Genomic DNA, 15773 nt, shown 5'->3' on the forward strand with positions numbered 1-15773 from the left:
ATGGTGCAACCGGCCGCCAGGGCCGGACCGGCCTTGCGGGTGATCATCGCCGCCGGGAAGTTCCACGGAGTGATGGCCGCGGTCACGCCGATCGGCTGCTTGATCACGATCAGGCGCTTGTCCGGCTGGTGGCCTGGGATCACGTCACCGTAGATGCGCTTGGCTTCTTCAGCGAACCATTCGATGAACGAGGCAGCATAGGCGATTTCGCCCTTGGCTTCAGCCAGTGGCTTGCCCTGTTCCAGGGTCATCAGGCGACCTAGGTCGTCCTGGTTCTCGATCAGCAATTCGTACCAACGGCGCAGCTTGTTGGCGCGCTCCTTGGCGGTCAATGCACGCCAGGCCGGCAGCGCCTTGTCGGCAGCTTCAATCGCCCGGCGGGTTTCGGCGGCGCCCATCTTCGGCACGGTGCCCAGCACTTCACCCGTTGCCGGGTTGGTGACCTTGATCGTCTGACCATTGTCGGCATCGACCCAAGCGCCATCGATAAAGGCTTGCTGGCGGAACAACTGGGTGTCTTTAAGCTGCATGTCGGCTTTCCTTAACAGCACCGCGCATCGCGGAGCGAATTAGATTTATAGAAAGGCGCCTTAGGCTTTGTACGAGAAAAGTGCCTGCGCGACGATCATGCTGCGTTGAAAACAGGCTCGGAATGCTCATTTACTACAGTAAACTCCGCTTCCTCGCCTGTTTTCGCCTTGCCTGATCGCCGCTCGGCGACTTTTCGTACAAACCCCAGGGGCTGCCGTCAGGGAAATCATTCACCGGGCCGAAGCACAGAAATAACGCACAGAAGCATAACCGTGCGGTTCAGCACCCAGACAAGAGCGTTTGAAATCTCAAACGAATCCTAGGGCCGATGGGGGGCAAGGACAATAGGCTGTTCGAAAAAAAGAACAAAAAAGCCGTTTTTGCCCATTTTTTCTGATCAGCGTAGCCGATGCCCGCCTATGCTCATGAAAACACCGGCAAATCAGCAGCATGGACGCCCGCATTGCATATGAGTATCATGGCGCCCGCATTGCACCAGTAGCTCAGCTGGATAGAGTACTGCCCTCCGAAGGCAGGGGTCGTGGGTTCGAATCCCGCCTGGTGCGCCAGATCATTGTTTCTAGTTGTCTATAGATGTCTACGAAACGCTCGATAGAGCCCGCTCCGTGCGGGCTCTGTCGTTTCTGATTATCTCTCGCGTTTAAAAGTCGGCAGGAAAAGAGAGCAGTTATACAACCACTGCTCACCGGCAAGCGCCGTCAAGGGAGATGAACTGGAGGTCGCCTGATGGCACATAGCGAGCTAATTCTCTACAGCACGGACGATGGTCTAGCGCAGTTCACCCTACGCGAAATGGATGGTCAGGTCTGGCTGACGCAATTGGAAATGGCCGAGCTGTACCAGACAAGCAAGCAGAACATCGGCAAGCATATCCAGGCCATCATCGCTGATGGGGAGCTGGCTGAAGGGGCAGTTGTAAACCAGAAGTTTACTACTGCCGCCGATGGCAAAGACTACCTGACCCTCCTCTACGCTCTGCCGATGATCATCGCCGTGGGCTACCGTGTGCGCTCAACGCGTGGCACCCAATTTCGTCAGTGGGCCACCCGCACCCTGGGTGAGTACCTGCAGAAGGGCTTCGTGATGGACGACGCCCGACTGAGGGAGCCACGCTGGGACTACTTCGATGAACTGCTCAAGCGCATCCGTGACATACGGGCCTCGGAGAAGCGCTTCTACCAGAAGGTGCGGGACCTCTTCACCCTGGCCGAGGATTACCGTGCCAACGAGCAGGACACGGCCCGCTTGTTTGCCGAGGTGCAGAACAAACTGTTTTTCGCCGTTACCGGCCACACTGCCGCCGAGTTGATCGTACAGCGGGCCGATGCCAGCGCACCCAATATGAGCCTGCTGAGTTTCAAGGGCGATCGGGTACGCAAGGCCGACGTTGTGGTGGCCAAGAACTACCTGAATGCCGAGGAGCTAGACCAGCTCAACCGCCTAGTCGGCATGTTCCTCGACTTCGCCGAGCTACGCGCCGAGCAGCGTAAGCACCTGACGCTCGCCGACTGGCGGCAATACATCGACAGCTTTCTGGCCTTCAACGAGCAACCGCTCCTGCGCACCGCGGGCAGCATCAGCCACGAGCAAATGAAACAGGTGGCACATGAGCGTTACGAGCAGTTCGACCAGCACCGCCGACAGGCCGAAGCCCTAGCCTCCGATGCTCAAGAGCTGGCGGAGCTCGAGCGTTTGGAAAAGCGCCTGAGCAGCCAAAAAAAGAAACGCTGATCGCTCACGGATCGCAACTGCGCGTGCCCCGGACTCGGAAGAATGCTCCATGCCCGTCGAAAGCATCCCAAAAGTCATCGTCAATCTGTTCCAACCCCACAGGCCTCAAGCTCAGATCCAGCTTGCCCGTGTTATCGCCATCCAAAAACAAAGCCCCAGGTCGCAAGACCTGGGGCTTTTTTGTGGATCACGTCAGCGCCGACTGGACAGGCTCGCTCCGAAGGAGCAGCGGCCATCGATCATTATTTGACCAGGCGCCAGGTGAACGGATATCGGTACGCCTGCCCTTCGTTGGCCTTCACCCCGCCGATGATGGTCAGCACCAACGCGCCGATGGCCACCAGGCCGAACAGGAAGAAACCAATCACCACGACCATCAGCAGCAGGCTGATGGCCGAGGCGATCGCCACGGTGATCTGGAAGTTCAGCGCTTCCTTGCCCTGGGCGTCGACGAACGGGTCGGAGTCGCGCTTGAGCTGCCAGAGCACCAGGGGCCCGATCAACGTACCGAACGGAATCCAGATGCCCAACAAGGCCGACAGGTGACAGAACATCGCCCATTGACGCGCCTCTTTGCTCGGCTGGGGCAGCAGGATTTGCTCATCACTCATGACGTTCTCCTTGTCTGAAGCAGGAATCGATCAGTCAGCCAACGCGGCCTTTTGCAGTTCGAAAATCTCGTTCATGCCTTTCTTCGCCAACTCCAGCATAGCGCTCAATTCTTCAGGCTGGAACGGCGCACCCTCGGCGGTACCCTGGACCTCGATAAAACCACCGGCGCTGGTCATGACCACGTTCAGGTCGGTCTCGGCGGCGGAATCCTCCAGGTAATCGAGATCCAGCACCGGCTCGCCCTGGTACATGCCCACGGACACGGCGCCGATCATCTGCTTGAGCGGATCGCCGCCCTTGAGGCCGCCACGCTTCTTGATCACTTTCAAGGCATCGACCAACGCAACCATGGCGCCGGTGATGGACGCGGTACGGGTGCCACCGTCGGCCTGGATCACGTCGCAGTCGACATACAGGGTCACGTCGCCCAGCTTGGACATGTCCAGCGCAGCGCGCAGCGAACGACCGATCAGGCGCTGGATCTCCAGAGTCCGGCCGCCCTGCTTGCCACGGCTGGCCTCGCGCTGGTTCCGCTCGCCAGTGGCACGCGGCAGCATGCCGTATTCCGCGGTCAGCCAGCCCTGGCCCTGGCCCTTGAGGAAGCGCGGTACGCCGTTTTCGACGCTGACGGTGCAGATGACCTTGGTATCACCGAATTCGACCAGTACGGATCCCTCGGCGTGTTTGGTGTAGTTGCGGGTAATGCGGATCGAGCGAAGCTGATCGGCAGCGCGACCACTTGGACGTTTCATAGGGAATACCTGTACAGAGGACGGAAAACTGCCGGGCATTATAAGGCCGTGGGCGATCCGAGGGCAGTTCTAAAAAAACGGCACGACGAGCGCCGCCTCTCGAACGCCTGTCCGACGGGCCGCAGTGCTTTGTCACCTGCGCGGTTTGGGCCATGGGGCTCACTGCGCTACAATCCTGCGCCTTTGCAGCCCTTGGGCTGTTACCCACAGATTCCAGGCGCCACGGCTACGGTCGTGCCGGCCTGCATTGCGAGGAACCTTCATGGTGCACAGCATGACCGCCTTCGCCCGCGTCGAAAAAGCCGGGGCCCAAGGCACACTGAGCTGGGAGTTGCGCTCGGTCAACAGCCGCTACCTGGAGCCTCACCTGCGCCTGCCCGAATCTTTCCGCGACCTGGAAGGTGGTGTGCGCGAAGCCCTGCGTCAGAGCCTGTCGCGGGGCAAGCTGGAATGCACCCTGCGGTTCACCGAAGAAAACACCGGCAAAGCGCTGCAAGTCGATCGCAAGCGTGCCGCGCAGTTGGTCGCGGCGGCCGAGACCGTTGCCAGCCTGATCGCCAACCCCGCCGCCCTGAACCCACTGGAGGTCCTGGCGTGGCCCGGCGTGCTGGTGGGCGACGCAAGCGACCCGCAAGCCTTGAACGCCGAGGCACTGGCGCTGTTCAACCAAGGCTTGAAAGAACTCAAGGCCGGGCGCGAGCGTGAAGGCGCGGAACTGGCCCGACTGATCAATGAGCGTCTGAGTTCCATCGAAGAAGACGTCAGCACCCTGCGCGAACTGGTCCCGCAGATGCTCGCCACCCAGCGCCAGAAGATCCTCGATCGCTTCGCCGATATGAAAGCCGAACTGGATCCGCAACGCCTCGAACAGGAAATGGTCATGCTCGCGCAAAAGAGCGACGTGGCCGAAGAACTGGATCGCCTGAGCACCCACATCATCGAAGTTCGCCGGGTGCTCAAGTCCGGCGGTGCGGCCGGTCGCCGCCTGGACTTCCTGATGCAGGAGCTCAACCGCGAAGCCAACACACTGGGCTCCAAGGCCTTCGACCCGCGCAGCACCCAGGCTGCGGTCAACCTCAAGGTGTTGATCGAGCAGATGCGCGAACAAGTGCAGAACATTGAGTAAGGCTAACCCCACATGACCCACAGCACCGGCACTCTCTACATCATTTCCGCGCCCTCGGGCGCCGGCAAGACCAGCCTGGTCAAGGCCCTGATCGACGCCGAGCCGCAGATTCGCGTCTCGGTCTCGCACACCACCCGCGCCATGCGCCCGGGCGAAGTGAACGGGGTGAACTATCACTTCGTCGACCGCGAGCAGTTCGTGAAGATGGCCGAGCACGGCGACTTCCTCGAGCGCGCCGAAGTCTTCGGCAACCTCTATGGCACGTCGCAAAGCTACTTGCAGCAGACCCTGGACGAAGGCCACGACCTGATCCTGGAAATCGACTGGCAAGGCGCCGAGCAAGTGCGCAAGCTGATGCCCCAGGCCCGCTCGATCTTCATCCTGCCGCCCAGCCAGGAAGCGTTGCGCCAGCGCCTGACCAACCGTGGCCAGGACAGCGACGAGATCATCGAAGGCCGGATGCGTGAAGCGGTCAGCGAAATGAGCCACTACGTGGACTACGATTACCTGATCATCAACGACGATTTTGCCCACGCGCTGGACGACCTGAAGGCGATTTTCCGCGCCAGCCAGCTACAGCAAAAACGCCAGCAGCAACGTTTCGGTAAATTATTGGCCGAACTGCTGGGCTGAACAGCTCTTCCCAAAACCGCTGCGACGGCTTTACATTGGTACTCGCAGCGCGCCGAGGGGTTTGGTTAAAAAATCAGCGCTTCCCTAAACGCTGGTGTTTTTTTAAACTGTCGAGTCCGCTCGCCCAACCGGGCAGCGCGCATATTGCATTCGTTCCGAGGAATACCATGGCCCGCGTAACCGTTGAAGACTGCCTAGAACACGTGGAAAACCGCTTTGAGCTGGTCATGCTCTCTACCAAGCGGGCCCGTCAACTGGCCACCGGTGGCAAAGAGCCGTTGGTCCAGTGGGAAAACGACAAGCCTACCGTTGTAGCACTGCGTGAAATCGCTGAAGGCCTGATGAGCTACGAGTTCATCGCCAACGCAGAAATCGTTGAGGACGAACCGCTGTTCGCAGCGTTCGAGGACGAGTCCAACGAGGCGGTCTAATCCTATGCCTGGTCGACGTAGCACGGCGCGGGGTCACAGCGAACGGCAGGAGTCAGTACCATGCCGAGCATAGACGCCCTCGCCGATCGCTTATCGGCCTACCTCGGCACGGACCAGGTCAACCTGGTCCGCCGAGCCTATTTCTACGCTGAACAAGCCCACGACGGCCAACGCCGGCGCAGTGGCGAAGCGTACGTCACGCATCCTCTTGCCGTGGCCAATATCCTTGCCGACATGCACATGGACCATCAGAGCCTGATGGCGGCGATGCTGCATGACGTGATCGAAGACACCGGCATTGCCAAGGAAGCGCTGCAAGCGCAGTTCGGCGAAACCGTGGCCGAACTGGTCGACGGGGTCAGCAAGCTGACCCAGATGAACTTCGAGACCAAGGCCGAGGCCCAGGCCGAAAACTTCCAGAAAATGGCCATGGCCATGGCGCGCGATATCCGCGTGATCCTGGTCAAGCTCGCCGACCGCCTGCACAACATGCGCACCCTGGAAGTGCTTTCCGGGGAAAAACGTCGGCGAATTGCCAAGGAAACCCTGGAAATCTACGCGCCGATCGCCAATCGCCTGGGTATGCACGCGATTCGCATCGAGTTCGAGGACCTGGGCTTCAAGGCGATGCACCCGATGCGCTCGGCGCGCATCAAGCAAGCGGTCAAGCGCGCCCGGGGCAATCGCAAGGAAATCGTCAACAAGATCGAAGAATCCCTGAGTCATTGCCTGGCCATCGACGGCATCGAAGGCGAGGTCAGCGGTCGCCAGAAACACCTCTACGGCATCTACAAGAAAATGCGCGGCAAGCGTCGGGCCTTCAACGAGATCATGGACGTCTATGCGTTCCGGATCATCGTCGACAAGGTCGATACCTGCTACCGCGTGTTGGGCGCCGTGCATAACTTGTACAAACCCTTGCCGGGACGCTTCAAGGACTACATTGCGATTCCCAAGGCCAACGGCTATCAATCGCTGCACACCACGTTGTTCGGCATGCATGGCGTTCCCATCGAGATCCAGATCCGTACCCGCGAAATGGAAGAGATGGCCAACAATGGCATCGCCGCCCATTGGCTGTACAAATCCAGCGGCGACGAGCAACCCAAGGGCACCCACGCCCGGGCCCGACAATGGGTCAAGGGTGTGCTGGAAATGCAGCAACGAGCCGGCAACTCCCTGGAATTCATCGAAAGCGTGAAGATCGACCTGTTCCCGGACGAGGTCTACGTCTTCACGCCCAAGGGCCGGATCATGGAACTGCCCAAAGGCTCCACGGCCGTGGACTTCGCCTATGCGGTACACACCGACGTCGGCAACAGCTGCATCGCCTGCCGGATCAATCGGCGCCTGGCGCCGCTGTCCGAACCGCTGCAAAGCGGCTCCACGGTGGAAATCGTCAGCGCCCCCGGTGCGCGACCGAACCCGGCGTGGCTCAACTTCGTGGTCACCGGCAAGGCCCGCACCCATATTCGCCACGCGTTGAAACTGCAACGCCGCTCCGAATCCATCAGCCTTGGCGAGCGCTTGCTGAACAAGGTCCTGAACGGCTTCGACAGCGCCCTGGACAAGATTCCGGCCGAACGCGTGCAGGTGATGCTCCACGAATACCGCCTCGAACTGGTCGAAGACCTGCTCGAAGACATCGGCCTGGGCAATCGCATGGCCTACGTCGTCGCCCGTCGCCTGCTCGGCGAAGGCGAACAGCTGCCCAGCCCCGAAGGCCCGCTGGCGATTCGCGGCACCGAAGGCCTGGTGCTCAGCTACGCCAAGTGCTGCACGCCGATCCCTGGCGACCCGATCGTCGGCCATTTGTCCGCCGGCAAGGGGATGGTGGTGCACCTGGACAACTGCCGCAACATCAGTGAAATCCGTCATAACCCGGAAAAATGCATCCAGCTCTCCTGGGCCAAGGATGTCACTGGCGAATTCAATGTCGAACTGCGGGTCGAGCTGGAGCACCAACGCGGCCTGATCGCCCTGCTGGCCAGCAGCGTCAACGCAGCCGACGGCAACATCGAAAAGATCAGCATGGACGAACGCGATGGCCGCATCAGCGTCGTCCAACTGGTGGTCAGCGTGCACGACCGCGTGCATCTGGCCCGCGTGATCAAGAAACTGCGCGCCCTTACCGGCGTGATTCGCATCACCCGCATGCGTGCGTAGCCCGCCCATTACAAGGAGTCATACATGACCAAAACCGTCATCACCAGCGACAAGGCCCCGGCCGCCATCGGCACTTACTCCCAGGCGATCAAGGCCGGCAACACCGTATACATGTCGGGCCAGATTCCCCTGGACCCGAAAACCATGGAGCTGGTGGAAGGCTTCGAAGCCCAGACCGTACAAGTGTTCGAAAACCTCAAGGCCGTGGCCGAAGCGGCCGGCGGTTCGTTCAAGGACATCGTCAAGCTGAACATCTTCCTCACCGACCTGAGCCACTTCGCCAAAGTCAACGAGGTCATGGGCAAGTATTTCGAACAACCTTACCCTGCACGCGCCGCCATTGGCGTGGCAGCCCTGCCAAAGGGCGCGCAGGTTGAGATGGATGCCATCCTGGTCATCGAGTAACAAGGCCGGCGCAGCATTCCCCGCTGCGCCGTTTTCGTTTTGAAAGGATTCCACCATGCGCCAAGCGCTTGCTCTCTCGCTGCTCGCCCTGCTCCTGGGCGGTTGCGCCAGCGACCCTGCCGACCGTGACATCAGCGGCACCTGGATCAACCAGGCCGCCATCGACGCTGCCGCCAAGGGCGGCCCACTTCGCGAGGCGCTGCAGGGCTATGGCCCGAACCTGGAATGGGACGTCAACACCCAGGCAGGCCAGGCGCGCTACACCAACGGTTTTGAAAACGTCGAAGGCAAGTTGCTGGGCGAAGATGACGGCGCGTGGAAAGTCGACTTCTACGGCAGCTCCGCCAGCGAGCTCAAGCGCGACGGCGACCAGTTGAACCAGGCCGCCACCGAGAACGAACCGCAGCAAGTCTTCGACCGTGCGCAAGTCCAGGTACCGGAAGGCGCGCCCATCGGCGCCAGCTTCGAGCGTGCGCTGTATGCCGCCTACCTCGGCGGCACCTGGAACATCGCCAGCGGCCCCGGCCAGGGCGCCACCGTGCAGTTCCAGCCCGACGGCCAGGTCAGCGGCCTGCCGGGCGCCGATCGCTACGCCTTGTGCCTGGCCGGCGATTGCGCCTCCATGAGCGCAGGCAACGACAACATCTGGCTACAGAAGAACGGCCAGGGCAACACCTGGATCTTCGCTCGTGATGGCAAGAAGCTGGAGATCTTCCAGACTGTCAACACGGCGCTGGCCGACGAGATGCCGTCGTTCATACCGGGTAACCGGCAGTGGGTGCTTGAAAAGCAGTAACCCCGCTCTTTGTTAGCTACAAGAGCAACACCTGTGGGAGCAAAGCTTGCTCGCGATAGCGGTGTTACAGCCAGCAGAAGCGTTGGATGTGCTGGCCTCATCGCGAGCAAGCTGTGCTCCCACAGGCTCGCCTCCACAATTGTTTTGTTTTAAAGGCGGCGACGGATCAGCAACGCCCTTCCAGAATCGCCGCATACCCTTCGCGAAAACTCGGATAGCGCGGCGTCCAGCCCAGCGCCTTCGCCCGGGCGTTGCTGCAACGCTTGCTGCCGGCGCGACGCACGCTGGCGTCTTCAGCCCACTCGGTAACGCCCATGTACTCCCGCAGCCAACCCACCACATCGGCCAATGCCGCAGGCGCGTCGTCGACCCCGATGTAGCAATCATCCAATGCCTTGCCCTGGCGATCGGCGTCGAGCAGAAAGGCCAGCAGGCAAGCCGCATCGTCGGCATGGATGCGATTGGCATACAGCGGCGGGTCGATCACCACGCGATAGCCCTGGCGCACCTGGCTGAGCAACCATTCGCGGCCCGGGCCGTAAATACCGGTCAAACGCACGCGGCTGGCAGGGATACCGCTGTCGAGCGCCAGTTGCTCGGCCTCGAGCATCAAGCGCCCGGAATAACCACCGGCCTCGGTGGGCGAGGTTTCGTCGATCCATTCGCCGTTCTGCTGGCCGTAAACACTGCTGCTGGACACGAAAAGCAGCCGTCTGGGCCGCTGGCCGTGCTGCTTCACCCAACCCAACACATGCCGCAACCCATCGATATAGGCGGCGCGATAGCCGGTTTCGTCGTGCACGGTGGCGGCGGCGCTGTACACCAGGTAATCCAGCGGCCCGGTGGGCCAATCGGCCGGGCATTGGTCGCTGAACAAATCACCCGCGACCCCGATGACCCCCTCCGGCAGCTGTGCGACCGATCGTCGCAAGCCATGGACCTGCCAATGCTCAGCCACCAGACGACTGGCCAGGCGGCCGCCAATATCGCCGCAGCCGGCGATCAAAACAGAAGGCGCGGACATCAAGAACTCCTCTGGCAAAGCCGCAGACTAGCCTCCGAGAGGGACGAGCGGCTACCCGCAAGACAAAAATAGCAACTGTATTGCTTTTGTTAACAAGAATTACTTGCAATAATGCACCCCGCTTTTGTTCTCGGCCTCACGAGGCCTGGAAGAACATCAACTTCTTTTTCTCTCAGGTCCGGCCAGCATGAAACGCTCTCCATCCTTCGCTTCGCCAACCAATCGACCTCGCGCCTGGAGCGCCGTGGCAGCCTTGCTGCTCAGCCTACTGCTGGTGCCCGCCGCCTTCGCCGATACCCAGTCGCCAGCCACGACCCCGGCCGCCACGCCGGTGACGGCCCAGGCGCCTGTCGAGCCGGCCACCCCCGTTGCGACGCCCGCGGCCAGCGAGCCGGCCCAAGCCATCGAGGCCACCGCACCACAAACACTCGAAGCCGACAACTCCCTGGGCCTGGGCCACGACCTGTCGCCATGGGGCATGTACAAGAACGCCGACATCGTGGTGAAGCTCGTCATGATCGGCCTGGCCATCGCCTCGATCATCACCTGGACCATCTGGATTGCCAAAGGCTTCGAGCTGTTGGGCGCCAAACGTCGCTTGCGCGGCGAGATCGCGGCCCTGAAACAAGCCAGCACCCTCAAGGAAGCCAGCGCCAGCGCCGCCAAGCAAGGCACCCTCGCCCACCTGTTGGTGCACGACGCACTCGAGGAGATGCGTCTGTCGGCCAACAGCCGCGAGAAGGAAGGCATCAAGGAGCGCGTGAGTTTCCGCCTCGAGCGCCTGGTCGCTGCCTGCGGTCGCAACATGAGCAGCGGTACCGGCGTGCTCGCCACCATCGGTTCCACCGCGCCGTTCGTCGGCCTGTTCGGCACCGTGTGGGGCATCATGAACAGCTTCATCGGCATCGCCAAGACCCAGACCACCAACCTCGCCGTCGTCGCTCCCGGTATCGCCGAAGCGCTGTTGGCGACGGCACTGGGCCTGGTCGCGGCCATCCCGGCGGTGGTGATCTACAACGTCTTCGCCCGCTCCATCGCCGGCTACAAGGCGCAGGTGTCCGACGCCTCGGCCGAAGTCCTGTTGCTGGTCAGCCGCGACCTGGACCACCTGCCGCCTGAGCGCGCCTCGCAACCGCACATGGTGAAAGTGGGGTAATCGGCCATGGGCCTGCATTTGAAAGAAGGCGCAGACGATCTGGCCGAGAACCACGAGATCAACGTCACCCCCTTCATCGACGTGATGCTGGTGTTGTTGATCATCTTCATGGTGGCGGCCCCGCTCGCCACCGTCGACATCAAGGTTGACCTGCCGGCCTCGACGGCCAAGCCATCACCACGGCCCGAGAAACCGGTGTTCCTGAGCGTCAAGGCCGACCAGCGCCTGTTCCTAGGCGAAGAAGAGATCAAGACCGAAAGCCTCGGCGCCGCCCTGGATGCCAAGACCCAGGGCAAGAAGGACACGACGATCTTCTTCCAGGCCGACAAAGGCGTGGACTACGGTGACCTGATGAGCGTGATGGACGCATTACGCGGCGCCGGCTATCTCAAGGTCGGCTTGGTCGGACTCGAGACGGCGCGGCAGAAATGATCACGACGCGCCAAAAGCTGACGCGTTACAGCGGTAGCCTGGCCGTGGTGCTGGGCGTACATGCGCTCGCCATCGCGCTGACGCTGAACTGGACGTCACGCCCGCCCATCGAATTGCCACCCCAGGCGATGATGGTCGAGCTGGCCCCGCTACCGGCCCCGCCACCGCCGGCGCCACCAAAGGTTGTCACACCGCCGAAACCGCCCGAGCCGGTCGAAGAGCTGCCGCTGCCTAAACTTGCCGAAGCACCGAAACCCGAAATTTCCGTGCCCAAGCCGGTCAAACCCAAGCCAAAGCCCCAACCGCCCAAACCCAAGCCCGTGGAAGAGAAGAAGCCGGAGCCACCGAAGGAACAGCCGTCGGAGCAAAAGCCCAGCGACACTCCGCCGACTCCAGCACCCAGCGAAAAATCCGCCCAGCCGGCCCCCGGCCCTTCGCCTGCCCAGTCAGCAGCGAAAGCCAACTGGCAAGGCACGTTGCTGGCGCACCTGGCCAAGTACAAGAAGTACCCGCCCAGGGCCCAGCAAATGAACAAGGAAGGCATGAACCGCCTGCGCTTTGTGGTGGACGCCGAAGGCAACGTGTTGTCCTTCGAACTGGTCGGCAGCTCCGGCACGGATTTGCTGGACCGGGCCACCCTGGACATGATCCGCCGCGCCCAACCGCTGCCAAAGCCCCCGGCCGAGTTGTTGACCAACGGCAGTGTCGAACTGACGGCACCGTTCGTTTACTCGATCGACAAGCGCAAGCGCTAACCATTGCTTCATGCATGACACCTGTGGCGAGGGCCAACCGAAAAAAGGCATCGAAAGGTGCCTTTTTCATATCCGGCAACGACCCAACGCACATTGGACCATGTCGCACCGCGCCCTCAGTCTGATAACGTGCGTCTATCGATTGCAGCCGGTATGCTTGGCTCGCAACTTCACGGACGCTCGCTATGACTCTCACAGAACTGCGCTACATCGTTACCCTCGCCCAAGAGCAGCATTTCGGCCATGCGGCCGAGCGTTGCCATGTCAGCCAGCCGACGCTGTCGGTGGGTGTGAAAAAGCTGGAAGACGAACTCGGGGTGCTGATTTTCGAGCGCAGCAAGAGCGCCGTGCGCCTGACCCCGGTGGGCGAAGGAATCGTCGCCCAGGCGCAAAAAGTGCTGGAGCAGGCCCAGGGCATCCGTGAGCTGGCCCAGGCCGGCAAGAACCAGCTGACTGCGCCACTGAAGGTCGGCGCGATCTACACCGTCGGCCCGTACCTGTTCCCCCACCTGATTCCGCAACTGCACCGGGTCGCCCCGCAGATGCCGTTGTATATCGAAGAAAACTTCACCCATGTACTGCGCGACAAACTGCGCAACGGCGAACTGGACGCGATCATCATCGCCCTGCCGTTCAACGAAGCCGACGTGCTGACCCTGCCGCTCTATGACGAACCGTTCTACGTCCTGATGCCGGCCCAGCACCCCTGGACCCAGAAAAAAACCATCGACACCGCCCTGCTCAACGATAAGAGCCTATTGCTGCTCGGCGAGGGCCACTGCTTCCGCGACCAGGTGCTCGAAGCCTGCCCGACCCTGACCAAGGGCAGCGAAGGCGCCAAGCACACCACGGTGGAGTCCAGCTCCCTGGAAACCATTCGTCACATGGTCGCCTCGGGCCTGGGCGTGTCGATCCTGCCGCTGTCGGCGGTGGACAGCCATCACTATGCCCCCGGCGTGATCGAAGTCCGCCCGTTGACGCCGCCCGCGCCGTTCCGCACCGTCGCCATCGCCTGGCGCGCCAGCTTCCCGCGGCCCAAGGCCATCGAGATCCTCGCCGATTCGATCCGCCTGTGCTCCGTGGCCAAGCCGCCCGCCGCCCAGTAAGCCGCCGCCATGACGGAGCTGTCGCAGGTACCGGTCACGACGCTCAAGGGCGTCGGTGAGGCCATGGCCGAGAAACTGGCCAAGGTGGGGCTGGAAAACCTCCAGGACGTCCTGTTCCACCTGCCGTTGCGCTACCAGGACCGCACCCGCGTGGTGCCCATCGGCCACCTGCGCCCAGGGCAGGACGCCGTGATCGAAGGCACCGTCAGCGGTGCCGACGTGGTCATGGGCCGGCGCCGCAGCCTGGTGGTGCGCCTGCAGGACGGCACCGGCGGCCTGAGCCTGCGCTTCTACCACTTCAGCAATGCCCAGAAGGAAGGCCTCAAGCGCGGCACCCGCGTGCGTTGCTATGGCGAGGCGCGGCCCGGTGCGTCGGGGCTGGAGATCTATCACCCGGAATACCGCACCATCACCGGCGACGAACCGCCGCCGGTGGCTGAAACCCTGACCCCGGTTTACCCCCTCACCGAGGGCCTGACCCAACAGCGCCTGCGCCAGCTCTGCCAGCAGACCCTGACGCTGTTGGGCCCCAGCAGCCTGCCGGACTGGCTGCCCACCGAACTGGCGCGCGACTACCAACTGGCGCCGCTGGCCGATGCGATCCGCTACCTGCACCATCCGCCGGCCGATGCCGATGTTGAGGAACTGGCCCTCGGGCATCACTGGGCCCAACACCGCCTGGCGTTCGAAGAACTGCTGACCCATCAACTGTCCCAACAGCGCTTGCGCGAAAGCCTGCGCGCGCTACGTGCCCCGGCCATGCCCAAGGCCACGGACCTGCCGGCCCGCTACCTGGCCAACCTCGGCTTCACGCCGACCGGCGCGCAGCAACGGGTCGGCAACGAAATCGCCTACGACCTGAGCCAGCCCGAGCCGATGCTGCGGTTGATCCAGGGCGACGTCGGCGCCGGCAAGACCGTGGTCGCCGCCCTCGCCGCGCTCCAGGCCCTGGAGGCCGGTTACCAGGTGGCCTTGATGGCACCGACGGAAATTCTCGCCGAACAGCACTTCATCACCTTCCAGCGCTGGCTCGAACCACTGGGCATCGAAGTCGCCTGGCTGGCCGGCAAGCTCAAGGGCAAGAACCGCCTCGCCGCCCTGGCGCAGATCGCCGAGGGCGCACCGATGGTGGTCGGCACCCATGCGCTGTTCCAGGATGAAGTGCAGTTCAAGAACCTGGCCTTGGTGATCATCGACGAACAGCACCGCTTTGGCGTGCAACAGCGCCTGGCCCTGCGCCAGAAAGGCGTGGGCGGGCGCATGTGCCCACACCAGTTGATCATGACCGCGACACCGATTCCGCGGACCCTGGCGATGAGCGCCTATGCCGACCTCGACACCTCGATCCTCGACGAACTGCCCCCCGGCCGCACGCCGGTCAACACCGTGCTGGTCACCGACACCCGTCGGGTGGAAGTGATCGAGCGCGTGCGCGGTGCCTGCGCCGAAGGCCGGCAAGCCTATTGGGTATGCACCCTGATCGAGGAATCGGAAGAACTGACCTGCCAGGCCGCCGAAACCACTTACCAAGACCTCAGCGCCGCCCTCGGCGAACTGAAGGTCGGGCTGATCCACGGCCGCATGAAACCCGCCGAGAAAGCCGCCGTCATGGCCGAATTCAAGGCCGGCGCGTTGCAGTTGCTGGTCGCGACCACGGTGATCGAGGTGGGTGTCGACGTGCCCAACGCCAGCTTGATGATCATCGAGAACCCCGAGCGCCTGGGCCTGGCGCAGTTGCATCAGCTGCGCGGCCGGGTCGGTCGGGGCAGCGCCGTCAGCCATTGCGTGCTGCTGTATCACCCGCCCTTGTCGCAAATTGGCCGTCAACGCCTGGGCATCATGCGCGAAACCAACGACGGCTTCGTCATCGCCGAAAAAGACCTTGAGCTGCGCGGCCCTGGTGAAATGCTCGGCACCCGCCAGACCGGCCTGCTTCAATTCAAGGTGGCCGACCTGATGCGTGACGCCGACCTGCTCCCCGCCGTGCGTGACGCCGCCCAGGCGTTGCTGGAACGCTGGCCGCAGCACGTCAGCCCATTGCTCGACCGCTGGCTGCGGCATGGGCAGCAATACGGCCAAGTGTGAGCACGCTCTCA

General features: G+C 62.4%; 16 protein-coding genes and 1 tRNA gene. 13 read left to right on the forward strand and 4 right to left on the reverse strand.

The features are described from left to right. Positions 1–530, reverse strand: a 530-nt coding sequence (locus N4Q37_RS24965; protein WP_260962674.1) for an aldehyde dehydrogenase family protein, incomplete at its 3' end; no start/stop codon positions are given. A 493-nt stretch (positions 531–1023) separates the two neighbouring features. On the opposite strand from N4Q37_RS24965, the gene N4Q37_RS24970 reads away from it, so the two are divergent. Beyond that, positions 1024–1100, forward strand: a tRNA-Arg gene (locus N4Q37_RS24970). 178 nt (positions 1101–1278) lie between these two features. Further along, positions 1279–2283 carry a virulence RhuM family protein gene (locus N4Q37_RS24975; RefSeq protein ID WP_260962675.1) on the forward strand — a complete coding sequence of 335 codons (1005 nt, stop codon included), beginning with the start codon at positions 1279–1281 and terminating at the stop codon, positions 2281–2283. Positions 2284–2525: 242 nt separating this feature from the next. Here the strand turns inward: N4Q37_RS24975 and N4Q37_RS24980 are convergent, their stop codons facing one another. After that, on the reverse strand, positions 2526–2894 hold the full coding sequence (locus tag N4Q37_RS24980; RefSeq protein ID WP_260962677.1) for a DUF4870 domain-containing protein: 369 nt from the start codon (positions 2892–2894) through the stop codon (positions 2526–2528). Between the two features lie 30 nt (positions 2895–2924). Continuing rightward, entirely contained in the window at positions 2925–3647 is a 723-nt protein-coding gene (gene rph, locus N4Q37_RS24985) for a ribonuclease PH (protein WP_260962679.1), read from the reverse strand. Between the two features lie 262 nt (positions 3648–3909). Between rph and N4Q37_RS24990 the strand changes: the two genes are divergently transcribed. The 6 genes from N4Q37_RS24990 to N4Q37_RS25015 all read left to right on the forward strand — a co-directional run bounded on the left by N4Q37_RS24990 (position 3910) and on the right by N4Q37_RS25015 (position 9204). Continuing rightward, positions 3910–4773: a YicC/YloC family endoribonuclease gene (locus N4Q37_RS24990; RefSeq protein ID WP_260962680.1), complete on the forward strand. Its 864-nt coding sequence runs from the start codon at positions 3910–3912 to the stop codon at positions 4771–4773. 12 nt (positions 4774–4785) lie between these two features. Then, positions 4786–5406, forward strand: a complete 621-nt coding sequence (gmk, locus tag N4Q37_RS24995) for a guanylate kinase (protein WP_260962682.1) — start codon at positions 4786–4788, stop codon at positions 5404–5406. 167 nt (positions 5407–5573) lie between these two features. Further along, a complete protein-coding gene (rpoZ, locus tag N4Q37_RS25000) occupies positions 5574–5837 on the forward strand; it encodes a DNA-directed RNA polymerase subunit omega (protein ID WP_003177259.1) in 264 nt (87 codons plus the stop codon). Positions 5838–5897: 60 nt separating this feature from the next. After that, the gene (spoT, locus tag N4Q37_RS25005) at positions 5898–8003 is read left to right on the forward strand and encodes a bifunctional GTP diphosphokinase/guanosine-3',5'-bis pyrophosphate 3'-pyrophosphohydrolase (protein WP_260962686.1); all 2106 of its coding nucleotides are present in this window, start codon (positions 5898–5900) and stop codon (positions 8001–8003) included. A gap of 24 nt (positions 8004–8027) precedes the next feature. Further along, the gene (locus tag N4Q37_RS25010; protein ID WP_053148685.1) at positions 8028–8408 is read left to right on the forward strand and encodes a RidA family protein; all 381 of its coding nucleotides are present in this window, start codon (positions 8028–8030) and stop codon (positions 8406–8408) included. 55 nt (positions 8409–8463) lie between these two features. After that, positions 8464–9204 (forward strand): hypothetical protein, encoded by a 741-nt coding sequence (locus N4Q37_RS25015; protein WP_260962690.1) that lies wholly within the window; start codon positions 8464–8466, stop codon positions 9202–9204. Between the two features lie 166 nt (positions 9205–9370). On the opposite strand, the gene N4Q37_RS25020 is transcribed toward N4Q37_RS25015, so the two are convergent. Further along, a complete protein-coding gene (locus N4Q37_RS25020) occupies positions 9371–10228 on the reverse strand; it encodes an NAD-dependent epimerase/dehydratase family protein (protein WP_260962692.1) in 858 nt (285 codons plus the stop codon). A 187-nt stretch (positions 10229–10415) separates the two neighbouring features. On the opposite strand from N4Q37_RS25020, the gene exbB reads away from it, so the two are divergent. The 5 genes from exbB to recG all read left to right on the forward strand — a co-directional run bounded on the left by exbB (position 10416) and on the right by recG (position 15762). After that, positions 10416–11384 (forward strand): tonB-system energizer ExbB, encoded by a 969-nt coding sequence (gene exbB, locus N4Q37_RS25025; protein WP_260962693.1) that lies wholly within the window; start codon positions 10416–10418, stop codon positions 11382–11384. Positions 11385–11390: 6 nt separating this feature from the next. Continuing rightward, a complete protein-coding gene (exbD, locus tag N4Q37_RS25030) occupies positions 11391–11816 on the forward strand; it encodes a TonB system transport protein ExbD (protein WP_260962695.1) in 426 nt (141 codons plus the stop codon). After that, on the forward strand, positions 11813–12571 hold the full coding sequence (locus N4Q37_RS25035) for an energy transducer TonB (RefSeq protein WP_260962696.1): 759 nt from the start codon (positions 11813–11815) through the stop codon (positions 12569–12571). The genes exbD and N4Q37_RS25035 overlap by 4 nt, the downstream gene beginning before the upstream one ends. Before the next feature lie 185 nt (positions 12572–12756). Next, positions 12757–13677, forward strand: a complete 921-nt coding sequence (locus tag N4Q37_RS25040; RefSeq protein ID WP_260962697.1) for a hydrogen peroxide-inducible genes activator — start codon at positions 12757–12759, stop codon at positions 13675–13677. 9 nt (positions 13678–13686) lie between these two features. Further along, the gene (recG, locus tag N4Q37_RS25045; RefSeq protein ID WP_260962699.1) at positions 13687–15762 is read left to right on the forward strand and encodes an ATP-dependent DNA helicase RecG; all 2076 of its coding nucleotides are present in this window, start codon (positions 13687–13689) and stop codon (positions 15760–15762) included. The last annotated feature ends 11 nt before the right edge of the window (positions 15763–15773 follow it).

This window comes from Pseudomonas citri, assembly GCF_025336485.1.
GTDB lineage: Bacteria > Pseudomonadota > Gammaproteobacteria > Pseudomonadales > Pseudomonadaceae > Aquipseudomonas > Aquipseudomonas citri.

What these genes read in the sequence shown, in the direction of transcription:
- exbB (WP_260962693.1), top strand. Translation starts at nt 10,416, where the DNA reads ATGAAACGCTCTCCATCCTTCGCTTCGCCAACCAATCGACCTCGCGCC.
- N4Q37_RS25020 (WP_260962692.1), bottom strand. Translation starts at nt 10,228, where the DNA reads ATGTCCGCGCCTTCTGTTTTGATCGCCGGCTGCGGCGATATTGGCGGC.
- spoT (WP_260962686.1), top strand. Translation starts at nt 5,898, where the DNA reads ATGCCGAGCATAGACGCCCTCGCCGATCGCTTATCGGCCTACCTCGGC.
- N4Q37_RS25010 (WP_053148685.1), top strand. Translation starts at nt 8,028, where the DNA reads ATGACCAAAACCGTCATCACCAGCGACAAGGCCCCGGCCGCCATCGGC.
- N4Q37_RS25035 (WP_260962696.1), top strand. Translation starts at nt 11,813, where the DNA reads ATGATCACGACGCGCCAAAAGCTGACGCGTTACAGCGGTAGCCTGGCC.
- N4Q37_RS25015 (WP_260962690.1), top strand. Translation starts at nt 8,464, where the DNA reads ATGCGCCAAGCGCTTGCTCTCTCGCTGCTCGCCCTGCTCCTGGGCGGT.
- recG (WP_260962699.1), top strand. Translation starts at nt 13,687, where the DNA reads ATGACGGAGCTGTCGCAGGTACCGGTCACGACGCTCAAGGGCGTCGGT.
- rph (WP_260962679.1), bottom strand. Translation starts at nt 3,647, where the DNA reads ATGAAACGTCCAAGTGGTCGCGCTGCCGATCAGCTTCGCTCGATCCGC.
- N4Q37_RS25040 (WP_260962697.1), top strand. Translation starts at nt 12,757, where the DNA reads ATGACTCTCACAGAACTGCGCTACATCGTTACCCTCGCCCAAGAGCAG.
- N4Q37_RS24990 (WP_260962680.1), top strand. Translation starts at nt 3,910, where the DNA reads ATGGTGCACAGCATGACCGCCTTCGCCCGCGTCGAAAAAGCCGGGGCC.
- N4Q37_RS24980 (WP_260962677.1), bottom strand. Translation starts at nt 2,894, where the DNA reads ATGAGTGATGAGCAAATCCTGCTGCCCCAGCCGAGCAAAGAGGCGCGT.
- exbD (WP_260962695.1), top strand. Translation starts at nt 11,391, where the DNA reads ATGGGCCTGCATTTGAAAGAAGGCGCAGACGATCTGGCCGAGAACCAC.
- gmk (WP_260962682.1), top strand. Translation starts at nt 4,786, where the DNA reads ATGACCCACAGCACCGGCACTCTCTACATCATTTCCGCGCCCTCGGGC.
- N4Q37_RS24975 (WP_260962675.1), top strand. Translation starts at nt 1,279, where the DNA reads ATGGCACATAGCGAGCTAATTCTCTACAGCACGGACGATGGTCTAGCG.
- rpoZ (WP_003177259.1), top strand. Translation starts at nt 5,574, where the DNA reads ATGGCCCGCGTAACCGTTGAAGACTGCCTAGAACACGTGGAAAACCGC.